Annotated in this window: 16 protein-coding genes and 1 rRNA gene; 14 read left to right on the top strand and 3 right to left on the bottom strand. The window is 24.0% G+C overall.

Features of this window, described 5'->3' with window-relative positions:
• The first annotated feature begins 65 nt into the window (after positions 1-65).
• A 5S ribosomal RNA gene (rrf, locus tag ACICQF_RS05205) occupies positions 66-172 on the top strand.
• Between the two features lie 82 nt (positions 173-254).
• Here rrf and ACICQF_RS05200 read toward each other — a convergent pair.
• Positions 255-527 (bottom strand): hypothetical protein, encoded by a 273-nt coding sequence (locus tag ACICQF_RS05200; protein ID WP_338988300.1) that lies wholly within the window; start codon positions 525-527, stop codon positions 255-257.
• A gap of 278 nt (positions 528-805) precedes the next feature.
• On the opposite strand from ACICQF_RS05200, the gene ACICQF_RS05195 reads away from it, so the two are divergent.
• Positions 806-1,909 (top strand): DNA alkylation repair protein, encoded by a 1,104-nt coding sequence (locus ACICQF_RS05195; RefSeq protein WP_395473031.1) that lies wholly within the window; start codon positions 806-808, stop codon positions 1,907-1,909.
• Positions 1,910-2,229: 320 nt separating this feature from the next.
• Here the strand turns inward: ACICQF_RS05195 and ACICQF_RS05190 are convergent, their stop codons facing one another.
• Positions 2,230-2,931, bottom strand: coding sequence for an IS30 family transposase (locus tag ACICQF_RS05190; protein WP_395473030.1), 702 nt, complete (start codon positions 2,929-2,931; stop codon positions 2,230-2,232).
• A gap of 298 nt (positions 2,932-3,229) precedes the next feature.
• On the opposite strand from ACICQF_RS05190, the gene infC reads away from it, so the two are divergent.
• The 11 genes from infC to ACICQF_RS05135 all read left to right on the top strand — a co-directional run bounded on the left by infC (position 3,230) and on the right by ACICQF_RS05135 (position 13,527).
• Positions 3,230-3,772, top strand: a complete 543-nt coding sequence (gene infC / locus ACICQF_RS05185; RefSeq protein WP_174480738.1) for a translation initiation factor IF-3 — start codon at positions 3,230-3,232, stop codon at positions 3,770-3,772.
• 16 nt (positions 3,773-3,788) lie between these two features.
• The gene (rpmI, locus tag ACICQF_RS05180; protein WP_338959025.1) at positions 3,789-3,977 is read left to right on the top strand and encodes a 50S ribosomal protein L35; all 189 of its coding nucleotides are present in this window, start codon (positions 3,789-3,791) and stop codon (positions 3,975-3,977) included.
• 16 nt (positions 3,978-3,993) lie between these two features.
• Entirely contained in the window at positions 3,994-4,353 is a 360-nt protein-coding gene (gene rplT, locus ACICQF_RS05175) for a 50S ribosomal protein L20 (RefSeq protein ID WP_252320320.1), read from the top strand.
• 165 nt (positions 4,354-4,518) lie between these two features.
• Positions 4,519-5,469: an IS30 family transposase gene (locus tag ACICQF_RS05170; RefSeq protein WP_395473711.1), complete on the top strand. Its 951-nt coding sequence runs from the start codon at positions 4,519-4,521 to the stop codon at positions 5,467-5,469.
• Between the two features lie 105 nt (positions 5,470-5,574).
• The gene (locus ACICQF_RS05165; protein ID WP_395473029.1) at positions 5,575-6,435 is read left to right on the top strand and encodes a TMEM164 family acyltransferase; all 861 of its coding nucleotides are present in this window, start codon (positions 5,575-5,577) and stop codon (positions 6,433-6,435) included.
• Positions 6,436-6,466: 31 nt separating this feature from the next.
• The gene (locus tag ACICQF_RS05160) at positions 6,467-6,970 is read left to right on the top strand and encodes a dUTP diphosphatase (protein ID WP_395473028.1); all 504 of its coding nucleotides are present in this window, start codon (positions 6,467-6,469) and stop codon (positions 6,968-6,970) included.
• 35 nt (positions 6,971-7,005) lie between these two features.
• The gene (locus ACICQF_RS05155; protein WP_395473027.1) at positions 7,006-7,713 is read left to right on the top strand and encodes a M48 family metallopeptidase; all 708 of its coding nucleotides are present in this window, start codon (positions 7,006-7,008) and stop codon (positions 7,711-7,713) included.
• Complete coding sequence (locus ACICQF_RS05150) at positions 7,691-8,470, top strand: TrmH family RNA methyltransferase (RefSeq protein WP_395473026.1); 780 nt, start codon at positions 7,691-7,693, stop codon at positions 8,468-8,470. Before ACICQF_RS05155 ends, ACICQF_RS05150 begins: the two co-directional genes overlap by 23 nt.
• A gap of 64 nt (positions 8,471-8,534) precedes the next feature.
• Positions 8,535-9,599 carry a phenylalanine--tRNA ligase subunit alpha gene (gene pheS, locus ACICQF_RS05145; RefSeq protein ID WP_395473025.1) on the top strand — a complete coding sequence of 355 codons (1,065 nt, stop codon included), beginning with the start codon at positions 8,535-8,537 and terminating at the stop codon, positions 9,597-9,599.
• Positions 9,600-9,623: 24 nt separating this feature from the next.
• On the top strand, positions 9,624-12,029 hold the full coding sequence (gene pheT, locus ACICQF_RS05140) for a phenylalanine--tRNA ligase subunit beta (protein ID WP_395473024.1): 2,406 nt from the start codon (positions 9,624-9,626) through the stop codon (positions 12,027-12,029).
• Between the two features lie 76 nt (positions 12,030-12,105).
• Positions 12,106-13,527: an MATE family efflux transporter gene (locus ACICQF_RS05135; protein ID WP_395473023.1), complete on the top strand. Its 1,422-nt coding sequence runs from the start codon at positions 12,106-12,108 to the stop codon at positions 13,525-13,527.
• Between the two features lie 99 nt (positions 13,528-13,626).
• Here the strand turns inward: ACICQF_RS05135 and ACICQF_RS05130 are convergent, their stop codons facing one another.
• Entirely contained in the window at positions 13,627-14,577 is a 951-nt protein-coding gene (locus tag ACICQF_RS05130; protein ID WP_395473022.1) for an IS30 family transposase, read from the bottom strand.
• 817 nt (positions 14,578-15,394) lie between these two features.
• On the opposite strand from ACICQF_RS05130, the gene ACICQF_RS05125 reads away from it, so the two are divergent.
• Positions 15,395-18,022, top strand: coding sequence for a valine--tRNA ligase (locus ACICQF_RS05125; protein ID WP_395473021.1), 2,628 nt, complete (start codon positions 15,395-15,397; stop codon positions 18,020-18,022).
• The last annotated feature ends 2 nt before the right edge of the window (positions 18,023-18,024 follow it).

Genomic DNA, 18,024 nt, shown 5'->3' with positions numbered 1-18,024 from the left:
CAAATCAAAAGTAATCAAATTTAAAGATGTCTGTTTCTAGTTTTTAGGGAGCAATTGCTAAACTATTTGGTGTCCATGGCGGAGTGGTCACACCTGTTCCCATCTCGAACACAGCAGTTAAGCACTCCAGCGGCGAAAATAACAGCAATGGGAAAATAGCACGATGCCAAATTTTTTTTATTGTTAATCTTAATGTAAAAATTAAGATTTTTTTAATTTTTACATTAAAATAAGTAAAAAATTTTATTTTTAATTTATGATTGTTTTAAACCACTTATACGCTCTGCTATTGATAAATCATTTTTTATTCATCAATAAATAGTAATAATAAATCCAATTAATGATATATAAGTTATATATTGTAGTAAACTGCAAAGTCCATAGATTAGTTTTTCTTTACGATTTGATCCAACATTAATTCCGGTGACGATTTCACCAACGGATCTAATATTAAAAATTCATAAAATAGCATTAATAATAAATAAAAAATTATTAATTAAACTTTTAATTAAACGTTTTGTTTGCATATTATTCTCCTTTAAACTAAAAATATTAATAATAATAATTTTAACATTTTAACTATAAAATATATTATTTTAAACATTACCTTTATTATTGATATTAAAATAATATTAAATTAAAAATAATCTTGATGCTTTATCATAAGAAATGTAACAAATATTAATGTAAAGGAAATTGATATTAATTATTTTTTCATTGGTTTTTTATGTATAAAAAAGAAGGAAAAACAATGATAAAATATTATTAATAATTTTTTATTAATAAAAATTAAAAGGAAAATAGTATGCCAAAATTATTAAAAAATAGGTATAATTACCAGTCACTCCAAGATCTGGCTGTAACTATTAGAACCATATACCCTTTATTTAAAATTGATGATTTTATCAATGACATTATAGATGAAACATGAGATAAGTTAGAATTGAAAGCCCGTATGAGGAAAATTGCTATTAATTTAGGAAGATATTTACCAACCAGTTATGAACAGGTACTTGCTATCATTGATAAGATCATTGATCTTTATCCTGTAGGATTTAATGATTTTTCACTAATGTTTTTTCCAAATTTTGTTGAAATCTATGGACAAAATGAACATCATTGGGATTTGTCAATAGCTGCATTAGAAAGGTATACACAATTTTCATCTTCTGAATTTGCAGTGAGACAATTTATTATAAAACATGAAAAGCGTATGATGCAGCAAATGCTTGTTTGATCTAAGCATGATAATGTGCATGTGCGACGACTTGCTAGTGAAGGTTGTCGTCCCCAATTACCATGAGGACAAGTATTAACAAATTTCAAAAAAAATCCATATCCAATCCTTAAAATTTTAGAACAATTAAAAGCCGATCCCTCTTGTTATGTTCGTAAAAGTGTAGCAAATAATCTAAATGATATTTCTAAAACACATCCTGACTTGGTTACAAAAATTGCAAAGGAATGATATGGTAAAAACAATCATACTGATTGGATTGTAAAGCACGGTTGTAGGACCCTTTTGAAAAAAGGCAATATGGAGGTAATGAAAATCTTTGGTTTTACCAATATTGATTGTGTAAATGTGATTGATTTTGCTTTAGGTACTGAATTTGTTTCTATTGGAGAAAATATGACTTTTTCTTTTAAGATTGAGACAAAAAAAGCAATCAAGGTACGATTAGAATATGGTATTGATTATGTGAAAGCAAGTGGTAAACGGAATCGTAAAATATTCCAAATATCAGAGATATATTTAAAGGAAAATATGAAGAAATTTTACGCAAAAAAACATTGTTTTGCAGATATAAGTACAAGGAAACATTACCCAGGAATTCATTCAATTACACTTATTGTGAATGGTACTGATTGAGATACATTAGATTTTAAGATATTGGCTATTAGATAGTGTAACTAATTATTTGATTAACCTAAATATCGATTTTATTAGATTACAAAATTGGAAAATTAAAAGATTTGTTTTTTAGCTAAATTGTAAAGGTAAGTGCAATTAAATTATTTTTCTATCCAAATATTCGATTGGTGAAAGATAATTTAGTATTTTTCTTGGTCTTTGGTTTAAAGACAATATAAATTTATGAACTTCATTTTTATTAGTTTTTGAAAAAATAAATTTTTTAGGAAATTTTTCTCTAATTAAACCATTAGTATTTTAATTAGTACCTCTTTGTCAAGGTGAATATGGATTGGCAAAATAAATTTTTACATCTAAATTTTTTTCAAGTTGTTGTCAATTTGAAAATTATTTGCCACGATCAAAAGTAATAGTTTTAACAATGTTTTTAGGAAGAATTGATAAATAATAACTGACATTTTTATTATTGCTAAAGTAAATCGTGATACTCTTTCAACTAAAGTTATTAAACATGATTTGCTTTTGCCTCTTGATGATACTATAGTATCTCCTTCTCAATGACCAAGTGTTATACGATCATTAACATTTATATCTAGTTCTTTAATTGATTTACCATTAAACTTGCCACGATTTTCTTTAGATTTTCGTTTTTTACCTTTTCTTCTTAAATTTTTACTAGTAACTTTATCAAGCATTCCAAAATAAATTCAAGTATAAATTGTTTTAAAACTAATAACTCACTCTTTATGAAAATTTTTAATTCTGCCATAAATTTGTTCAGGTGATCAACCTAATAGTAATTTTTGTTGTACATATTTTACTAAATTCTTATTTTTAAACTTATGAAAACTAATATGTGATTGTTTTCGATTTTCAGCTTTATTTTGTGCAATTAATGAAAAATAATGATTATTATCTTTATTTCTATTAATTTCTCGAATAATAGTACTAATACTTCGATTAAGATTTTTAGCTATTTCACTAATTTTAAATTTAAATTTCAATTGATTCTCAATATAAATCCTTTCATCTATGCCAAGATGTTTATAACTCATATAAAAACTCCTTACTTTTTTCTAAACTAAATTTAGCATTATGAAATTTTTATATGAGAATTTTTTGCAATTTTATTTACTTGCACTTACAAGTATAATTCAGCATTAAAAAAATCTTGTAATTTATTAAAAATCTAATATAATAATACTTGACATAAAGAAAGTAGTTTTTACGCTCACCTGATAGCTAAGTTGTTATAGGTTCAATGCTTTAAATTTTTATTTTTAAAATAAAGTTTTGTAGTGGTGAGTGTGCTTTTTAGCACACTTTTATTTATGCAAATTAAAGGAGGTATGTATGGCTTTTAAAAATAATGATAATTTATGAAATAGTAATATTCCCTTTTATGAATTTTTATTAATTGGTAATGATGGTACTAATTATGGTTTAATGAAAAAAAATGATGCTTTAAAAAAAGCAGAAGATTTAGGATATGACCTATTATGTATATCACCAAATGCTAAACCACCTGTTTGTAAAATGTTTAAATTTGATACATATCGTTTTGAACAACAAAAAAAGGAAAAAGAAGTTAAAAAAGCACAAAAATTAACAATTGTTGAAGAAAAAGAAATTCGACTAAGTGTTGTTATTGATAACAATGACATTAAAACAAAGGCAAATAAGGCTCGTAAATTTCTAAGTAATGGTAACAAAGTAAAAGTTACATTAAAATATCGTGGTCGTGAATTACATAATCCTGAAGCAGGATTTGAAGTAATTACAAAATTTTATAAAGAATTAGAAGATATTTGTATTTATGATAAAAACTTTGATAAAAAAGAAAAAAATATACAAACTATTTATCTTTTTCCAAAAAAGAAAAATCAAGAAAATTAACAATAGGAGGTAAAATATGCCAAAAATGAAAGCAAAAAAAGCTTTAAAAAAAAGAATTAAAGTAACAGGAAGTGGTAAATGAATGCGTAGTGGTGCTTTTGTTTCTCACTTAGCTCAAAATAAAACAACAAAACAAAAACGTCAATTACGTGGGTGAAGTGAAGTATCTGCTTCTGACTATAAGCGTTTAAAAGATTTAATTTAGGAAGGTGACAAAATAAATGGCCAGAGTTAAAGGTGGTTATACAACTAATCATCGTCGTAAAAAAATACTAAAAGCAGCAAAAGGATATTATGGAGCAAAACATAGTTTATATCGTACAGCAAATGAACAAGTAATGAACTCATTAGCATATGCTTATCGTGATCGTAAAAATTGTAAACGTGAGTTTCGCAAGTTATGAATTCAAAGAATTAATGCAGCTGTTCGTAATTATGATTTATCATATTCACGTTTTATTGATGGCTTAAATAAAGCTAATATTAATCTTAATCGTAAAATATTGTCTGAGTTATCAATTAATCAACCAGAAGAATTTGAAAAATTAGTTTTGGCATCAAAATCTGCTTTAGCAAAATAATTAATTGCATAATTTTATATAAATTTCAAAGAATATTTTTTTATCACAAACTTTGTTTTATGCTGAATTATACTTGTAAGTGCAAGTAAATAAAATTGCAAAAAATTCTCATATAAAAATTTCATAATGCTAAATTTAGTTTAGAAAAAAGTAAGGAGTTTTTATATTAGTTATAAACATCTTGGCATAGATGAAAGGATTTATATTGAGAATCAATTGAAATTTAAATTTAAAATTAGTGAAATAGCTAAAAATCTTAATCGAAGTATTAGTACTATTATTCGAGAAATTAATAGAAATAAAGATAATAATCATTATTTTTCATTAATTGCACAAAATAAAGCTGAAAATCGAAAACAATCACATATTAGTTTTCATAAGTTTAAAAATAAGAATTTAGTAAAATATGTACAACAAAAATTACTATTAGGTTGATCACCTGAACAAATTTATGGCAGAATTAAAAATTTTCATAAAGAGTGAGTTATTAGTTTTAAAACAATTTATACTTGAATTTATTTTGGAATGCTTGATAAAGTTACTAGTAAAAATTTAAGAAGAAAATGTAAAAAACGAAAATCTCAAGAGAATCGTGGCAAGTTTAATGGTAAATCAATTAAAGAACGAGATATAAATGTTAATGATCGTATAACACTTGGTCATTGAGAAGGAGATACTATAGTATCATCACGAGGTAAAAGCAAATCATGTTTAATAACTTTAGTTGAAAGAGTATCACGATTTACTTTAGCAATATTAGTTAAAAACAGAACTACTAAAGTTATTAATAAAAATGTCATTTATTATTTATCAATTCTTCCTAAAAACATTGTTAAAACTAGTACTTTTGATCGTGGCAAAGAATTTTCAAATTGACAACAACTTGAAAAAAATTTAGATGTAAAAATTTATTTTGCCAATCCATATTCACCTTGACAAAGAGGTACTAATGAAAATACTAATGGTTTAATTAGAGAAAAATTTCCTAAAAAATTTATTTTTTCAAAAACTAATAAAAATGAAGTTCATAAATTTATATTGTCTTTAAATCAAAGACCGAGAAAAATATTAAATTATCTTTCACCAATCGAATATTTGGATAGAAAAATAATTTAGTTGCACTTACCTTTACAATTTAGCATATTTAATGGTAAAATTAAAAAATAAATTCGCTTCTTAGTATAAAAATAAGAAAGAAATTTAAAAAAAGAGGGGGCCATTATGCAATTTGTTTTTCTTGGATTTTTTGATGGTAATCCACAAGCAGTTATTAATCCTTTATTTGGTATGTATTATTGAATTGGCTTATCTATATCATTATTCTTGATAATTAGTTTATTTATTTTTAAAAGGTTTTATGCTAATTTCAGTAAGTGCTATAGTTTTAAATGTAGTTTAGGTATTTTTCAAATACTTTTATATATTAGTTTTTATATTGTTCATGGATTGAATGGTGATAATTATCAATGGTATGATTATTTTCCTTTTCAATTATGTTCGGTATTAAATATTACTAGTGGTATACTATTAATTATTCCTAATAAAAGTTTATTTAATATTACTTTTCCTTTAATTGGTCCTGTTATTTTGGGATTTTTATTACCAGATAAAACAAAATGAGTTTTTGGTCCACAGCATTTTCTTTATTGAAATTATTATTTTATTCATATTATTATTCTTTTTTCTTATTTACTTTTATATTTATATGGTCATATTCAATATGACAAAATATATATCAAAAAAAGTATATTATATTTAACTTTATTTGGTAGTGGTGTTTTTATTTTTAATACTTCTTTTGGTACTAATTACTTATTTATTGGTAATGCTGGTTATACAGCAAGTTTTGGTAAAAAAGTATTAGACACTTCAGTGTGGTTACCAATTTTACGTTTTACATTTATGTCTGTTGTTGGTATTTCATTACTAGTTTTAACATATATTTTTATTATAAAAACTTTATCTCCTTTTTATTTAGAAAAAGGAACAAAAATTAATCCTATTTATAAAGATAAAAAATCATTAATTACAAAATTTTATCAAAAATTAAATTTAAAAGATAAAAAAATAATGAAATCTTAATTAATAATTAAAAAAAGAAAGTGAGTTAATTATGTTAAATTCAAAACAATTTTTAACAATTATCCAACTTCAAAACAAGTTAGATAAAAAAATAATTATTAATCGTGGTGTTAGCGATATTAAAACATTAAATTCTAGATTTTTAGCACTTTTAGTTGAATTAGGTGAATTTGCAAATGAACAAAGATGTTTTAAATATTGAAGTTCAAAACCAAGTAGTGAAAAATCAGTAATGCTTGAAGAATATATTGATAGTCTTCATTTTATTCTTAGTATCGGTAATAGCCTTAATATTGATTTTCAAAATTTTAGTTTTTCAGAAAAAACAAATTATCAAGATCTTAATCTTGCATTCATTGATTTATTTGCTTTTGTTACAACTCTTTTTAAATCAAAATCAAGTAATGATTTTTTTGAATTATTAAATATTTATTTTACAATTGGTAAAAAATGTAATTTTAATAGTGAAGACATTATTTCTTGTTATATTTATAAAAATGAAATAAATCATTTACGACAATCACAAAATTATTAATGGAAATAAGTGATCGTTTTATTTAGGAGATTAAAATGACTAATGTTAAAATTTTCAATTATAATAATACAAAATGAGAGTACATTATTACATATAAACAACAAAAACATATGTATTTAAAAGTGCGCAACGATCAAATTATTATTAGTGCTCCATTTTTTATTCAAGAAAAATTAATTGAAGATTTCATTTTAAAAAGTTTACCTAAAATTTTAAAAAAGAAAACTATATTAAAACCTAATATTGTTATTAATAATAATGACAGTTATCTTTATTTTTTAAGTAAAAAATATAAATTAATTACTAAGTATCATTCAAAAAAAACCATTATTTATTTTGAATTTAATAATTTGGTAGTATGCACAAATATTCAAGATGATAAGCAAATATTAATTAAAATTCAAAAATTTTTAAAAGAAGAGTCAAAAAATATTTTTATGAGTCGCTTACAATATTGATCAGAAATTATCAATATTGAGTTTTCAGTACTAAAAATTCGTTCGATGTTAAATAAATGAGGTGTTTGTCAACCAAATACTAAAATCATTACACTTAATTATAAATTAATTCATTTTGATTATGCTGTAATTGATTATGTTATAATTCATGAGTTAACGCATATAATTCATGCTCATCATAAAAAAACATTTTGAAATTTTGTTGCTCAATATTGTCCAGATTTTCAAGATTGTCAAAAAATATTAAAACAAGGAGTTATGGATGAAACAAATAACCTCACTTAAAAATCCAATAATTCAAGAATTAGTTTTATTACATGAAAGAAAACATCGCAATGTTAAAAAAAAGTTTTTAATCGAAGGAGAACATTTAATTAGTATTGCATTATTAAAAAAAAGATTACTTGCAGTATATGTTGATGAGAAGTATTTAGAGAAATATGCAAATTTATTAAAAACTTGTAATAATATTGAAGTTATTGTTGTAAATAGTATGATTATTAAAAAAATTTCACAACAAAAAACACCACAACCAATAATTGGCGTTTGTAATATTGTTAAATCTTTAAATTATTTTTATTCTTCTCATATTATTCTAATTGATACAATTCAAGATCCAGGTAATTTAGGAAATATTTTACGCAGTGTTACTGCTTTTAATATTTCTGAAGTATATTTATCAGATGAAAGCGTTGATTTATATAATCACAAAGTAATTAGTGCAAGTCAAGGAGCTATTTTTTATACTAATGTGTATTATGAAAATTTTGATCAATTTTTATTAAAAGTAAAAAATGAAAATTATATGATTTATGGTACATTTCTACATGAAGATAATAGTACTAATTTATCTGAAATTACCTTTAAGCAAAAGAATGCTTTTTTATTTGGCAATGAAGGACAAGGTATTAATAAAAAGTATAAAGATAAAATTAATAGTAATATTTTTATTCCAACTTCTTTTAATGTTGAATCATTAAATTTAGCAACAAGTGTAGCAATAGTAACGTATTGCTTATTTACTAGTAATATATTAAAATAAATTATACTTATTTTGAATTATAAAAATTTAATTATACATATTAATAAATTAATGGAGGAATAGAATGTTAGCGTTTAACGATTTAAAAAAAAGATTAGAAATTATTAGACAGCAAGCATTTAATAATATTGATGAAGTTGCTGATTTACATAAATTGAAAGTTTTAAAATCACAATATTTAGGTAAAAATTCGGATATTAATAATATATTAAAATCTTTAGAAAAGTTTCCTCATAATTTTAGAATTGAAATTGGTCAAGCAGCTAATAAATTAAAAAAAGAAATTAATGAATATATAATAAAAAAATTTAATGAAATTGAGAAAGATAACATTAATGAGCGTCTTAAATCTTCAGAAATTGATTTAACACTACCTGGTATTGATTTTAATATTGGTCACACCAATCCTTTATTAAAAACTGTTACCGAAATATCTGAAATTTTTAAAAATTTTGGTTATCAAATCATTAGTGGTAATGAAGTAGAAAATGAAGAATATAATTTTAATCGCTTAAATTTACCATTTGATCATCCAGCAAGAGATATGCAAGATACTTTTTATCTTGAAAATAATAATGACAAACTTAATCGTTGATTATTAAGAACACACGCTACAAATATGACTGCACGCATTCTTAGCGAGCAAGATAAAAATTCAAAAGAAACCACGGCTATTATTAGTTTAGGAAATGTTTATCGAAAAGATGATGATGATGTTACTCATTCTCACCAATTTATTCAAGTTGATGGGTTTTTAGTTGGATCTAATATTACTTTTGCAAATTTAAAATGAACATTAAATTATTTTTGTCAGCAATTTTTTGGTATGGAAACTAAAACAAGATTACGTCCTAGTTATTTCCCATTTACGGAGCCTTCAGTTGAAGTAGATGTAAGTTGCCCAAAATGTAATACAGAAGGTTGTTCATTATGTAAGTATACTGGTTGAATTGAAGTTTTAGGTGCTGGTATGATTCATCCAAATGTTTTTATTGCTGCTGGTTTAGATGAAACAACAGCAGGTTTTGCCTTTGGTGTAGGCATTGAAAGAATTACTATGATTAAATATGGCATTGACGATATCAGATTATTTTATAATAATGATTTTCGATTCTTAAAACAATTTTAAAAATTAAAAGGAGTATAAAATAAAATGATAGTTTCACGTAAAATCATTTCGCAGTGATTGAATATTAATAGCATTAAAGATTATGAAATCGTTGATGCTTTAAATAGTTTGGGTTTTGAGGTTGATCAAGTAAAAAATTTAATGTTCAGTAATACAAACTTAGTTGTTGGTCAAATTACTAAAATTACTAAACATCCTAAATCAAATAAATTAAATATTTGTGAAGTAACAGTAGGCACTGAAATGTTAACTATAGTTTGTGGTGCAGCAAATGTAGTTATTGGTATTAAAGTTGTTGTAGCAAGGATAGGAAGTACTTTAGGTAATGGTCTTACTATTGTTGAAAGAACAATTCAAGACGTTGTTTCTTCAGGAATGCTTTGTTCATTAACAGAATTAGGATTAAGTGGTATTGTTCAGAATAAAGAAGAATTAAGTGGTATTATTCATTTACCAGATGATGCAATGGTTGGTAATATTAATCCATTACAATATTTAAATTTAGATGATACAATTTTTTTTATTGATTTAACAGTAAATCGTAGTGATTGTTTGGGGATTTATAGTATTACTAGAGAATTAAGCGGTTATTTTAAAATTCCTTTAAAAAACATGGAAGTTAGTAGTATAGGAAAATTTGATAATAAAAGTCAAGTTAGTGTTCTTAATGGTAAAATTCAAGCTTTAGCAACATTAAAGATTGAATTTGATGATAAATCTGTAATAACACCAATTTGAATTAGAAGAACACTACAACTTGCAAATATTGTACCCAAAACTTTATCAGAAGATATTATTCATTTAGTAATGTTAGAATTGGGTCAACCCTTAATTACTTTTAGTGCCGATGTTTTAAAAAAACCATCTTTAAATATTTCACCTAAATCATACCCAGAAGGTAATTTGCAAATTAAAGAGGGTGATATTTTATTACATGATAAATATTTGGCTTTTAGTGTTTTAGGAGTTAGTCATAATATTGAATATGAAGTTAAACCAAGTTCCAAAGAAGTTTTTATATTTTCAATTAATCCTGATGTTACCTTAATGAGTAAACAAGCAAAGCGACATGGTGCTCTTATTAATACATTATTAGAACGTTTAACAAGACCAGTTGTTCCTGATTATTATTTAATTGCTTTACAACGTTATTTGTTTATTTTAGGACAATTACAAGTTAAATATGAAATTACTGGTTTTAGTAATGATGTTCCTTATCAAGTTAAAACAAAAGTGATCAATTTTAATTTTAATTTTATTAATAAAATTTTAGGTACAAATTTTGGGGTTAATGAAATAATTAATTATTTGACTATTATTGGTTGTCAAATTGAAATTGATGCAAAAAATCAAGAAATTTTAAAAGTAACAGTTCCTAATCATCGTAGTGATTTAAATAATGCTAATGATTTTAGTGAAGAAGTTGCCAGAGTATTTGGATATGATAAATTACCAGTTATTAAACCACAATTTAATGTATCATTTAAGTCACCAACGGCAATGGAAAATTTAATGATGAAGTGAAGACAACATTTAACAAGTTATGGTTTTAATCAAGTAAAAACATATAGTTTAACAAGTATGCAGAGATTAAATGATTTTAATTTTTTTAAATATAAAATACCTGTAAAATTAGAAGCACCTTTGACATTAACAAGAGAAGTTATGCGTTTTAGTTTGACAGATAGTTTATTAAGAATTTGTCAATATAATTATGCACGTAAAGAAACACAATTAAAAATTTTTACTGATGAAACTATTTATACAGGTGATGAAACTGATGATAATCATCATTTAGCTTTTATGATTATGGATAATTTTTGACCAAAAATTAATACTAATATAATTACTAATAGTACGTATTATTTTATTAAAGGTTTTTTAGATGGTTTTTTAGCAAAAGTTATGCCAAATTTATTTAACTCTATTGTTTATAAAACAAATAATAATTCTTTAATGCATCCGTATTTAAGCGCAGATATTTTTTATGAGCAAGAACATATTGCTACTATTGGCGCACTGCATCCACAAACTGAAAAAATAATGAATGTTGAAAAAATATTCTTAGCAGAAATTAATTGTAGTAAGTTAGTTAAAATCATAGAAGAACAACAAAAAGTAGTTTCTAAATTTAAGCTTTGATCAAAATTTAATGCTTTAAGTCGTGATATATCAATTATTGTTAATAGCGATATTCAATTTTCTGATGTAAAAAATTCTATAATATTTGCAAATATTGATTTTTTAGAACAAATATCTTTGGTAGATTTTTATAATGATGAAAAATTAAAATCACAAAATCAACACTCATTAACTTTTAATTTGAAATTTAATAGTCAAGAAGAACAATTAGATGAAACAAAAGTAAGTGGACAAATAAGTATTATTCAAGAAATATTAAAGAAAAAATTTCAAGCAATTATTCGTTAAAAATATAACAATATATTAAATAATAACATTAATATATTTTTTTATTATATTAAATTTTTAAATTGGGTGAGATAATATGAAAACATTAAACAAAGATAATTTAAACTTTTATAAAATGGCATTATTATTTATGATTCCAATTTGTGCACAATCTTTAATTGAAACATTAATAAACTTAATGAATAATTTTGTGGTTGGTCAATTCGGAAATGATGATGCTATTGCTGGAGTTGCATCATCAAGTAATATTTATGATATGGTTTGATATATCTTTTTTGCTATCGTTGCTACCGGTAATATTTTTACTGCTCAATATTTAGGTATTAAAGATAAGAAGAAAATTCAAGAAACTACTAATATAAAATTATTTTATATTTTAATTTTTTCAATATTTTTTGTTGTAATATTAGAATTATTTAGCAAACAAATTATGGGAGTAATTCTTGGTGCTGAAGATAATTCTCATGAAAATGCTATTGGTATTGCTGAAGAATATAGTAAATTAATTGCTTGAAATTACCCATTGTTAGGTTTTGCTTTTATTATGTCAATTACTATGAATACATGTGGTAATGTTAAAACACCATTGATAACTTCTATTTGCTCATTACTCTTAAATACATTTTTAGTTTGTATTTTATCATTACCATATAGTGGGGGACCACAATTAGGTATTGAAGGATTAGCAATAAGTTTAATTATTTCAAGAGCAGTAGAATGTTTTATATTGTTAGGTTATTTAATTTATAAAAAACCAATTTATGCTCCTAATTGAAATATTTTTAAATTTACAAAAGATTTACATAAAAAATATATTATTACTTTTATTCCTTTATTTGCTAGTCAAGTATTATTTGGTGTTTCAGTAGTAATGTTAACAGCTTTATATTCTCATTTTGGTGATACTGAAGTTGTTGCCGCTGTGCAAATTGTTGGTAGTGTTGTTGCTATTTTTTATTCTACTTTTAGGGGATATAATGCTTTAGTTGGATATGCTGTTGGTAGCAAGTTAGGTTCAGGAGAACTAGTACTGGCTAAAGAAAATGCTAACAAGATATTAAAATTGAGTTTTGCTATTTCAACTGTTATTGCTTTAATTATTTTGGGTAGTGCTTTTTGAGTTCCAAAAGTATTATTTCCGAATTTATCTAATAATGCTATGAAACTTGCAGTTTGATATATGACTTTTTCAGCAGTAACTTATTTTTTCATTAATATGATGCAACCATTATTTAGTTTTCTTTATGCTGGTGGCTATACTTTAATTATTAGTATTGCTGATCTATTTTTAATTTGATTTATTGATATTTTTATTACTTTTGCTTTATTGCAGTGAACTGACTTAAGTATTAAAATGGTAATTATGATTTCGTGTTTAATTAAATCAGCTGATTTTATTTGTGCTTATGTATTTTATAAAGTAATTCCTTGAAATAAAAATATTATTAATTCTAAAGTAGAAAATGTACCTCATCCGACATTTGAACCACATGGATAATATAAAAATCCCTTTTTAATAATAGATTTTATTTTAATAAATTTTGTTTAAAAAATGTTAAAAAAATTTTATTATGCTAAATTGTAAAGGTAAGTGCAACTAAATTATTTTTCTATCCAAATATTCGATTGGTGAAAGATAATTTAATATTTTTCTCGGTCTTTGATTTAAAGACAATATAAATTTGTGAACTTCATTTTTATTAGTTTTTGAAAAAATAAATTTTTTAGGAAATTTTTCTCTAATTAAACCATTAGTATTTTCATTAGTACCTCTTTGTCAAGGTGAATATGGATTGGCAAAATAAATTTTTACATCTAAATTTTTTTCAAGTTGTTGTCAATTTGAAAATTCTTTGCCACGATCAAAAGTAATAGTTTTAACAATTTTTTTAGGAAGAATTGATAAATAATAACTGACATTTTTATTAATAACTTTAGTAGTTCTGTTTTTAACTAATATTGCTAAAGTAAATCGTGATACTCTTTCAACTAAAGTTATTAAACATGATTTGCTTTTACCTCGTGATGATACTATAGTATCTCCTTCTCAATGACCAAGTGTTATACGATCATTAACATTTATATCTCGTTCTTTAATTGATTTACCATTAAACTTGCCACGATTTTCTTGAGATTTTCGTTTTTTACCTTTTCTTCTTAAATTTTTACTAGTAACTTTATCAAGCATTCCAAAATAAATTCAAGTATAAATTGTTTTAAAACTAATAACTCACTCTTTATGAAAATTTTTAATTCTGCCATAAATTTGTTCAGGTGATCAACCTAATAGTAATTTTTGTTGTACATATTTTACTAAATTCTTATTTTTAAACTTATGAAAACTAATATGTGATTGTTTTCGATTTTCAGCTTTATTTTGTGCAATTAATGAAAAATAATGATTATTATCTTTATTTCTATTAATTTCTCGAATAATAGTACTAATACTTCGATTAAGATTTTTAGCTATTTCACTAATTTTAAATTTAAATTTCAATTGATTCTCAATATAAATTCTTTCATCTATGCCAAGATGTTTATAACTCATATAAAAACTCCTTACTTTTTTCTAAACTAAATTTAGCATTATGAAATTTTTATATGAGAATTTTTTGCAATTTTATTTACTTGCACTTACAAGTATAATTCAGCGATTTTGATAAGTCAAAATCAAAAGCTATAAATGATGAACAAAAGATATTAGAGGATAGTGAAATATTATCTAGTATTTTAGATGAAGTTTTAATACATGAATAATCAATTTTCAAGGAAGATTATCAAAAAGTTATTGATTGATTTAATCAACAAAGAGAACAAATAATCAAAAATCCAAAACAATGATGAAATACTTTAACCCCCAAACAAGTAGATGTTGTTAAAAATGAGGCAAAAAAATGGTGAAATAACTTAACACCAGAACAAAGAAAAATAAAATTATTAGAAAAACAAGCATATCAAAAAAAGACAATAAAAAAAGATGATACTCCTTTATTGTGTGATTTTGATCAAAATATAAAAAATAAATTAGACTGCATGCAGTCTATGAAAACATCAACTCCTGTTGTTAAAAAAGATAATTTTAATATTTAGATTTTTTCTTTTCTCAAATGTCTTGTTTTTTAAAATTAACAATGTAAAATAAAATACATAATTAATTTAAAATATAAAAGAGTAAAATTAAATGGTAATTTAGAGACTTAGTGGTTGCTGTAAACTAAGCAAGTTTAATTTGAAGGTAACTTATATTATTAGTAATTTAAATAATAATTAAGTGCGTTTACTTTGTAAATGAATTAGGATGGTACCGCGTTAAAAAACGTTCCTATTTGTGGAATCTTTTTTTATTTTAAAAAGGAGTATAACAAATGAATAGAAATTTAAACAAAAAATATAATCATATTGAAATTGAAAAGGATCGTTATGAACAATGAGTAAAATCTGGATTATTTAAGGCAAATGTTAGTTCTATTAATCCTACATTTTCTATTATCTTACCACCACCTAATGTAACCGGACTTTTACATTTAGGTCATGCTTGAGATAGTACTATCCAAGATTTATTAATTCGTTATAAACGTTTACAAGGATTTAATACTTTATTTATACCTGGTATGGATCATGCTGGCATTGCCACGCAAGTTAAAGTTGCACAACGTATTAAAGAAGAACAAAAACTTAATTTGCAAGAATTAGGTAAAGATAAATTTTTACAACAAGCATGAAAATGAAAAATAGAATATGCACAAAACATAAGAAAACAGTGAGCAAAACTTGGTTTAGCATTAGATTATTCGCATGAAGTATTTACTTTAGATGAAAATGTTAAGCAAGCAGTTAATGAAGTATTTGTAAAGTTATATAAAGAAGGTTTAGTTTATCGAGGAAAAAAGATAGTAAATTGAGATCCAGAATTAAAAACCGCTATTTCTAATATTGAAGTAAATTATCATGAAACAAAAGGAAAAATGTATTATTTAAAATATTTTATAGAAAATAGTAGTGAATTTATTACTATTGCTACTACCAGACCAGAAACAATGTTTGCTGATCAGTGTATAGTTGTAAATAGTAAAGATAAACGTTATTTACAATTTATTGGTAAAATGGTTGTTAATCCGGCTAATAAAATGTTAATTAAAGTCATTGCTGATGATTATGTTGATATGAATTTTGGAACAGGTGCTATGAAATGCACACCAGCACATGATGCTAATGACTATGAAATTGCATTACGTCACAATTTAGCAATGCTTATTTGTATGAATGTTGATGGAACTATGAATGAATTAGCACAATCATATATTAATCAAGATCGAATGGTATGTCGTAAACAATTAGTTGAACAATTAAGAAAAGAAGATTTAGTTGTAAAGGTTGAAGACCATCTTCATCAAGTTGGTTATTCAGAAAGAAGTAACGCTATTATTGAACCATATTTATCACAACAATGATTCATAAAAATGAAACCATTAGTTGAAATGATTATTTATAAACAAAAAAATAAGAAAACAAAGATTGATTTTCATCCAATATTATTTGAACAACAACTTTTGCAGTGATTAAATAATATTCAAGATTGATGTATTTCTCGTCAATTGTGATGAGGTCATTCGCTTCCAGTTTGATATCATAAAAAAACTAAGAAAATTTATGTTGATACTAACCCACCATCACCAATTAACGATTATATTCAAGAATCAGACGTATTAGATACATGATTTTCTAGCGGTTTATGACCTTTTGTAACCTTGGGTTGACCACAAAAAAATGTTGATTTGCAAAAATATTATCCAATATCAGTATTAGTTACTGCTTATGATATTTTATTTTTTTGAGTTGCACGAATGATGTTTATGGGTTGAAAATTTACTAATCAAAAACCATTTACTAATGTTTTAATTCATGGTTTAATTCGTGATGAACAAGGTAGAAAAATGTCAAAATCATTAAATAATGGAATTGATCCAATGGAAGTTATTAAAAAGTATGGTGCGGATGCTTTACGTTACTTTTTAGTTAGCAATTGTGCTCCAGGTCAAGATTTAAGATTTAGTATTACTAAAGTTGAGTCAGCTTGAAATTTCAATAATAAGTTATGAAACGCTGCACGTTATGTACTAATGAATATTGATGATAAGTTTCAATTGGATGAAAATATTGTCTATAATAATTCATTATCATTTATTGATCAATGAATTTTACAAGAACTTAATCAATTGATTATTTATGTAGAGCAATATATGGAAAAATATGAATTTGTTTTAGTAGTTAAAGCACTATCAAATTTTATATGAAATAAATATTGTTCTTGATATATTGAATTAAATAAAGTTAATTTACAAAATCAAGAGCAACAAAGTAACTCATTACAAACATTATATTATGTTTTACAACAAATTATTATTATGGTTCATCCCTTTATTCCCTTTATCACAGAAGCAATCTATGAAGAAATGGGGTATAAAAATAGCATTTTAACAAATAAGTTTCCTAAAGTTAAAGTTATGGAAAAAACAAAAGATGTAACACAATTTGTTGAAATATTAATTGAAATTATTGGTAATATTCGAGAAATTCGTAAAGAACTTAATTTATCTTTAAAATTACCGTTAACTATTCATATCAATACGACTAATTCTTTTTTTGAATTAGAAAAAAATACTTTAAATCCTTATTTATTACAATTAACTAATAGTCAAATTGTTACTATTAGTGATAGTCCGTTGTCTGTTAATAATAAAATAATTAAAATTATTAATTCAGCAGTAATAAAAATTAATGTTTCAAATTTATTTAATAAAGAAGAACAATTAGCAAAATTAAAAGAGGAATTAGTTTATATTGAAAATGAAATAAAACGTAGTAAAGATATTTTAAGTAACCAACAATTTTTAGCAAAGGCACCACCAACAAAAGTTGAAATAGAAAAGCAGAAATTAGAAAAGTATCAAAATCAAAAAATTTTAATCAATGCCAAGATTAAAGAATTATAAAA

It is taken from the genome of Spiroplasma endosymbiont of Nomada rufipes (assembly GCF_964277355.1).
Taxonomy (GTDB): domain Bacteria; phylum Bacillota_I; class Bacilli_A; order Mycoplasmatales; family VBWQ01; genus Spiroplasma_E.
This window is presented reverse-complemented; position numbering and strand designations above follow the sequence as displayed.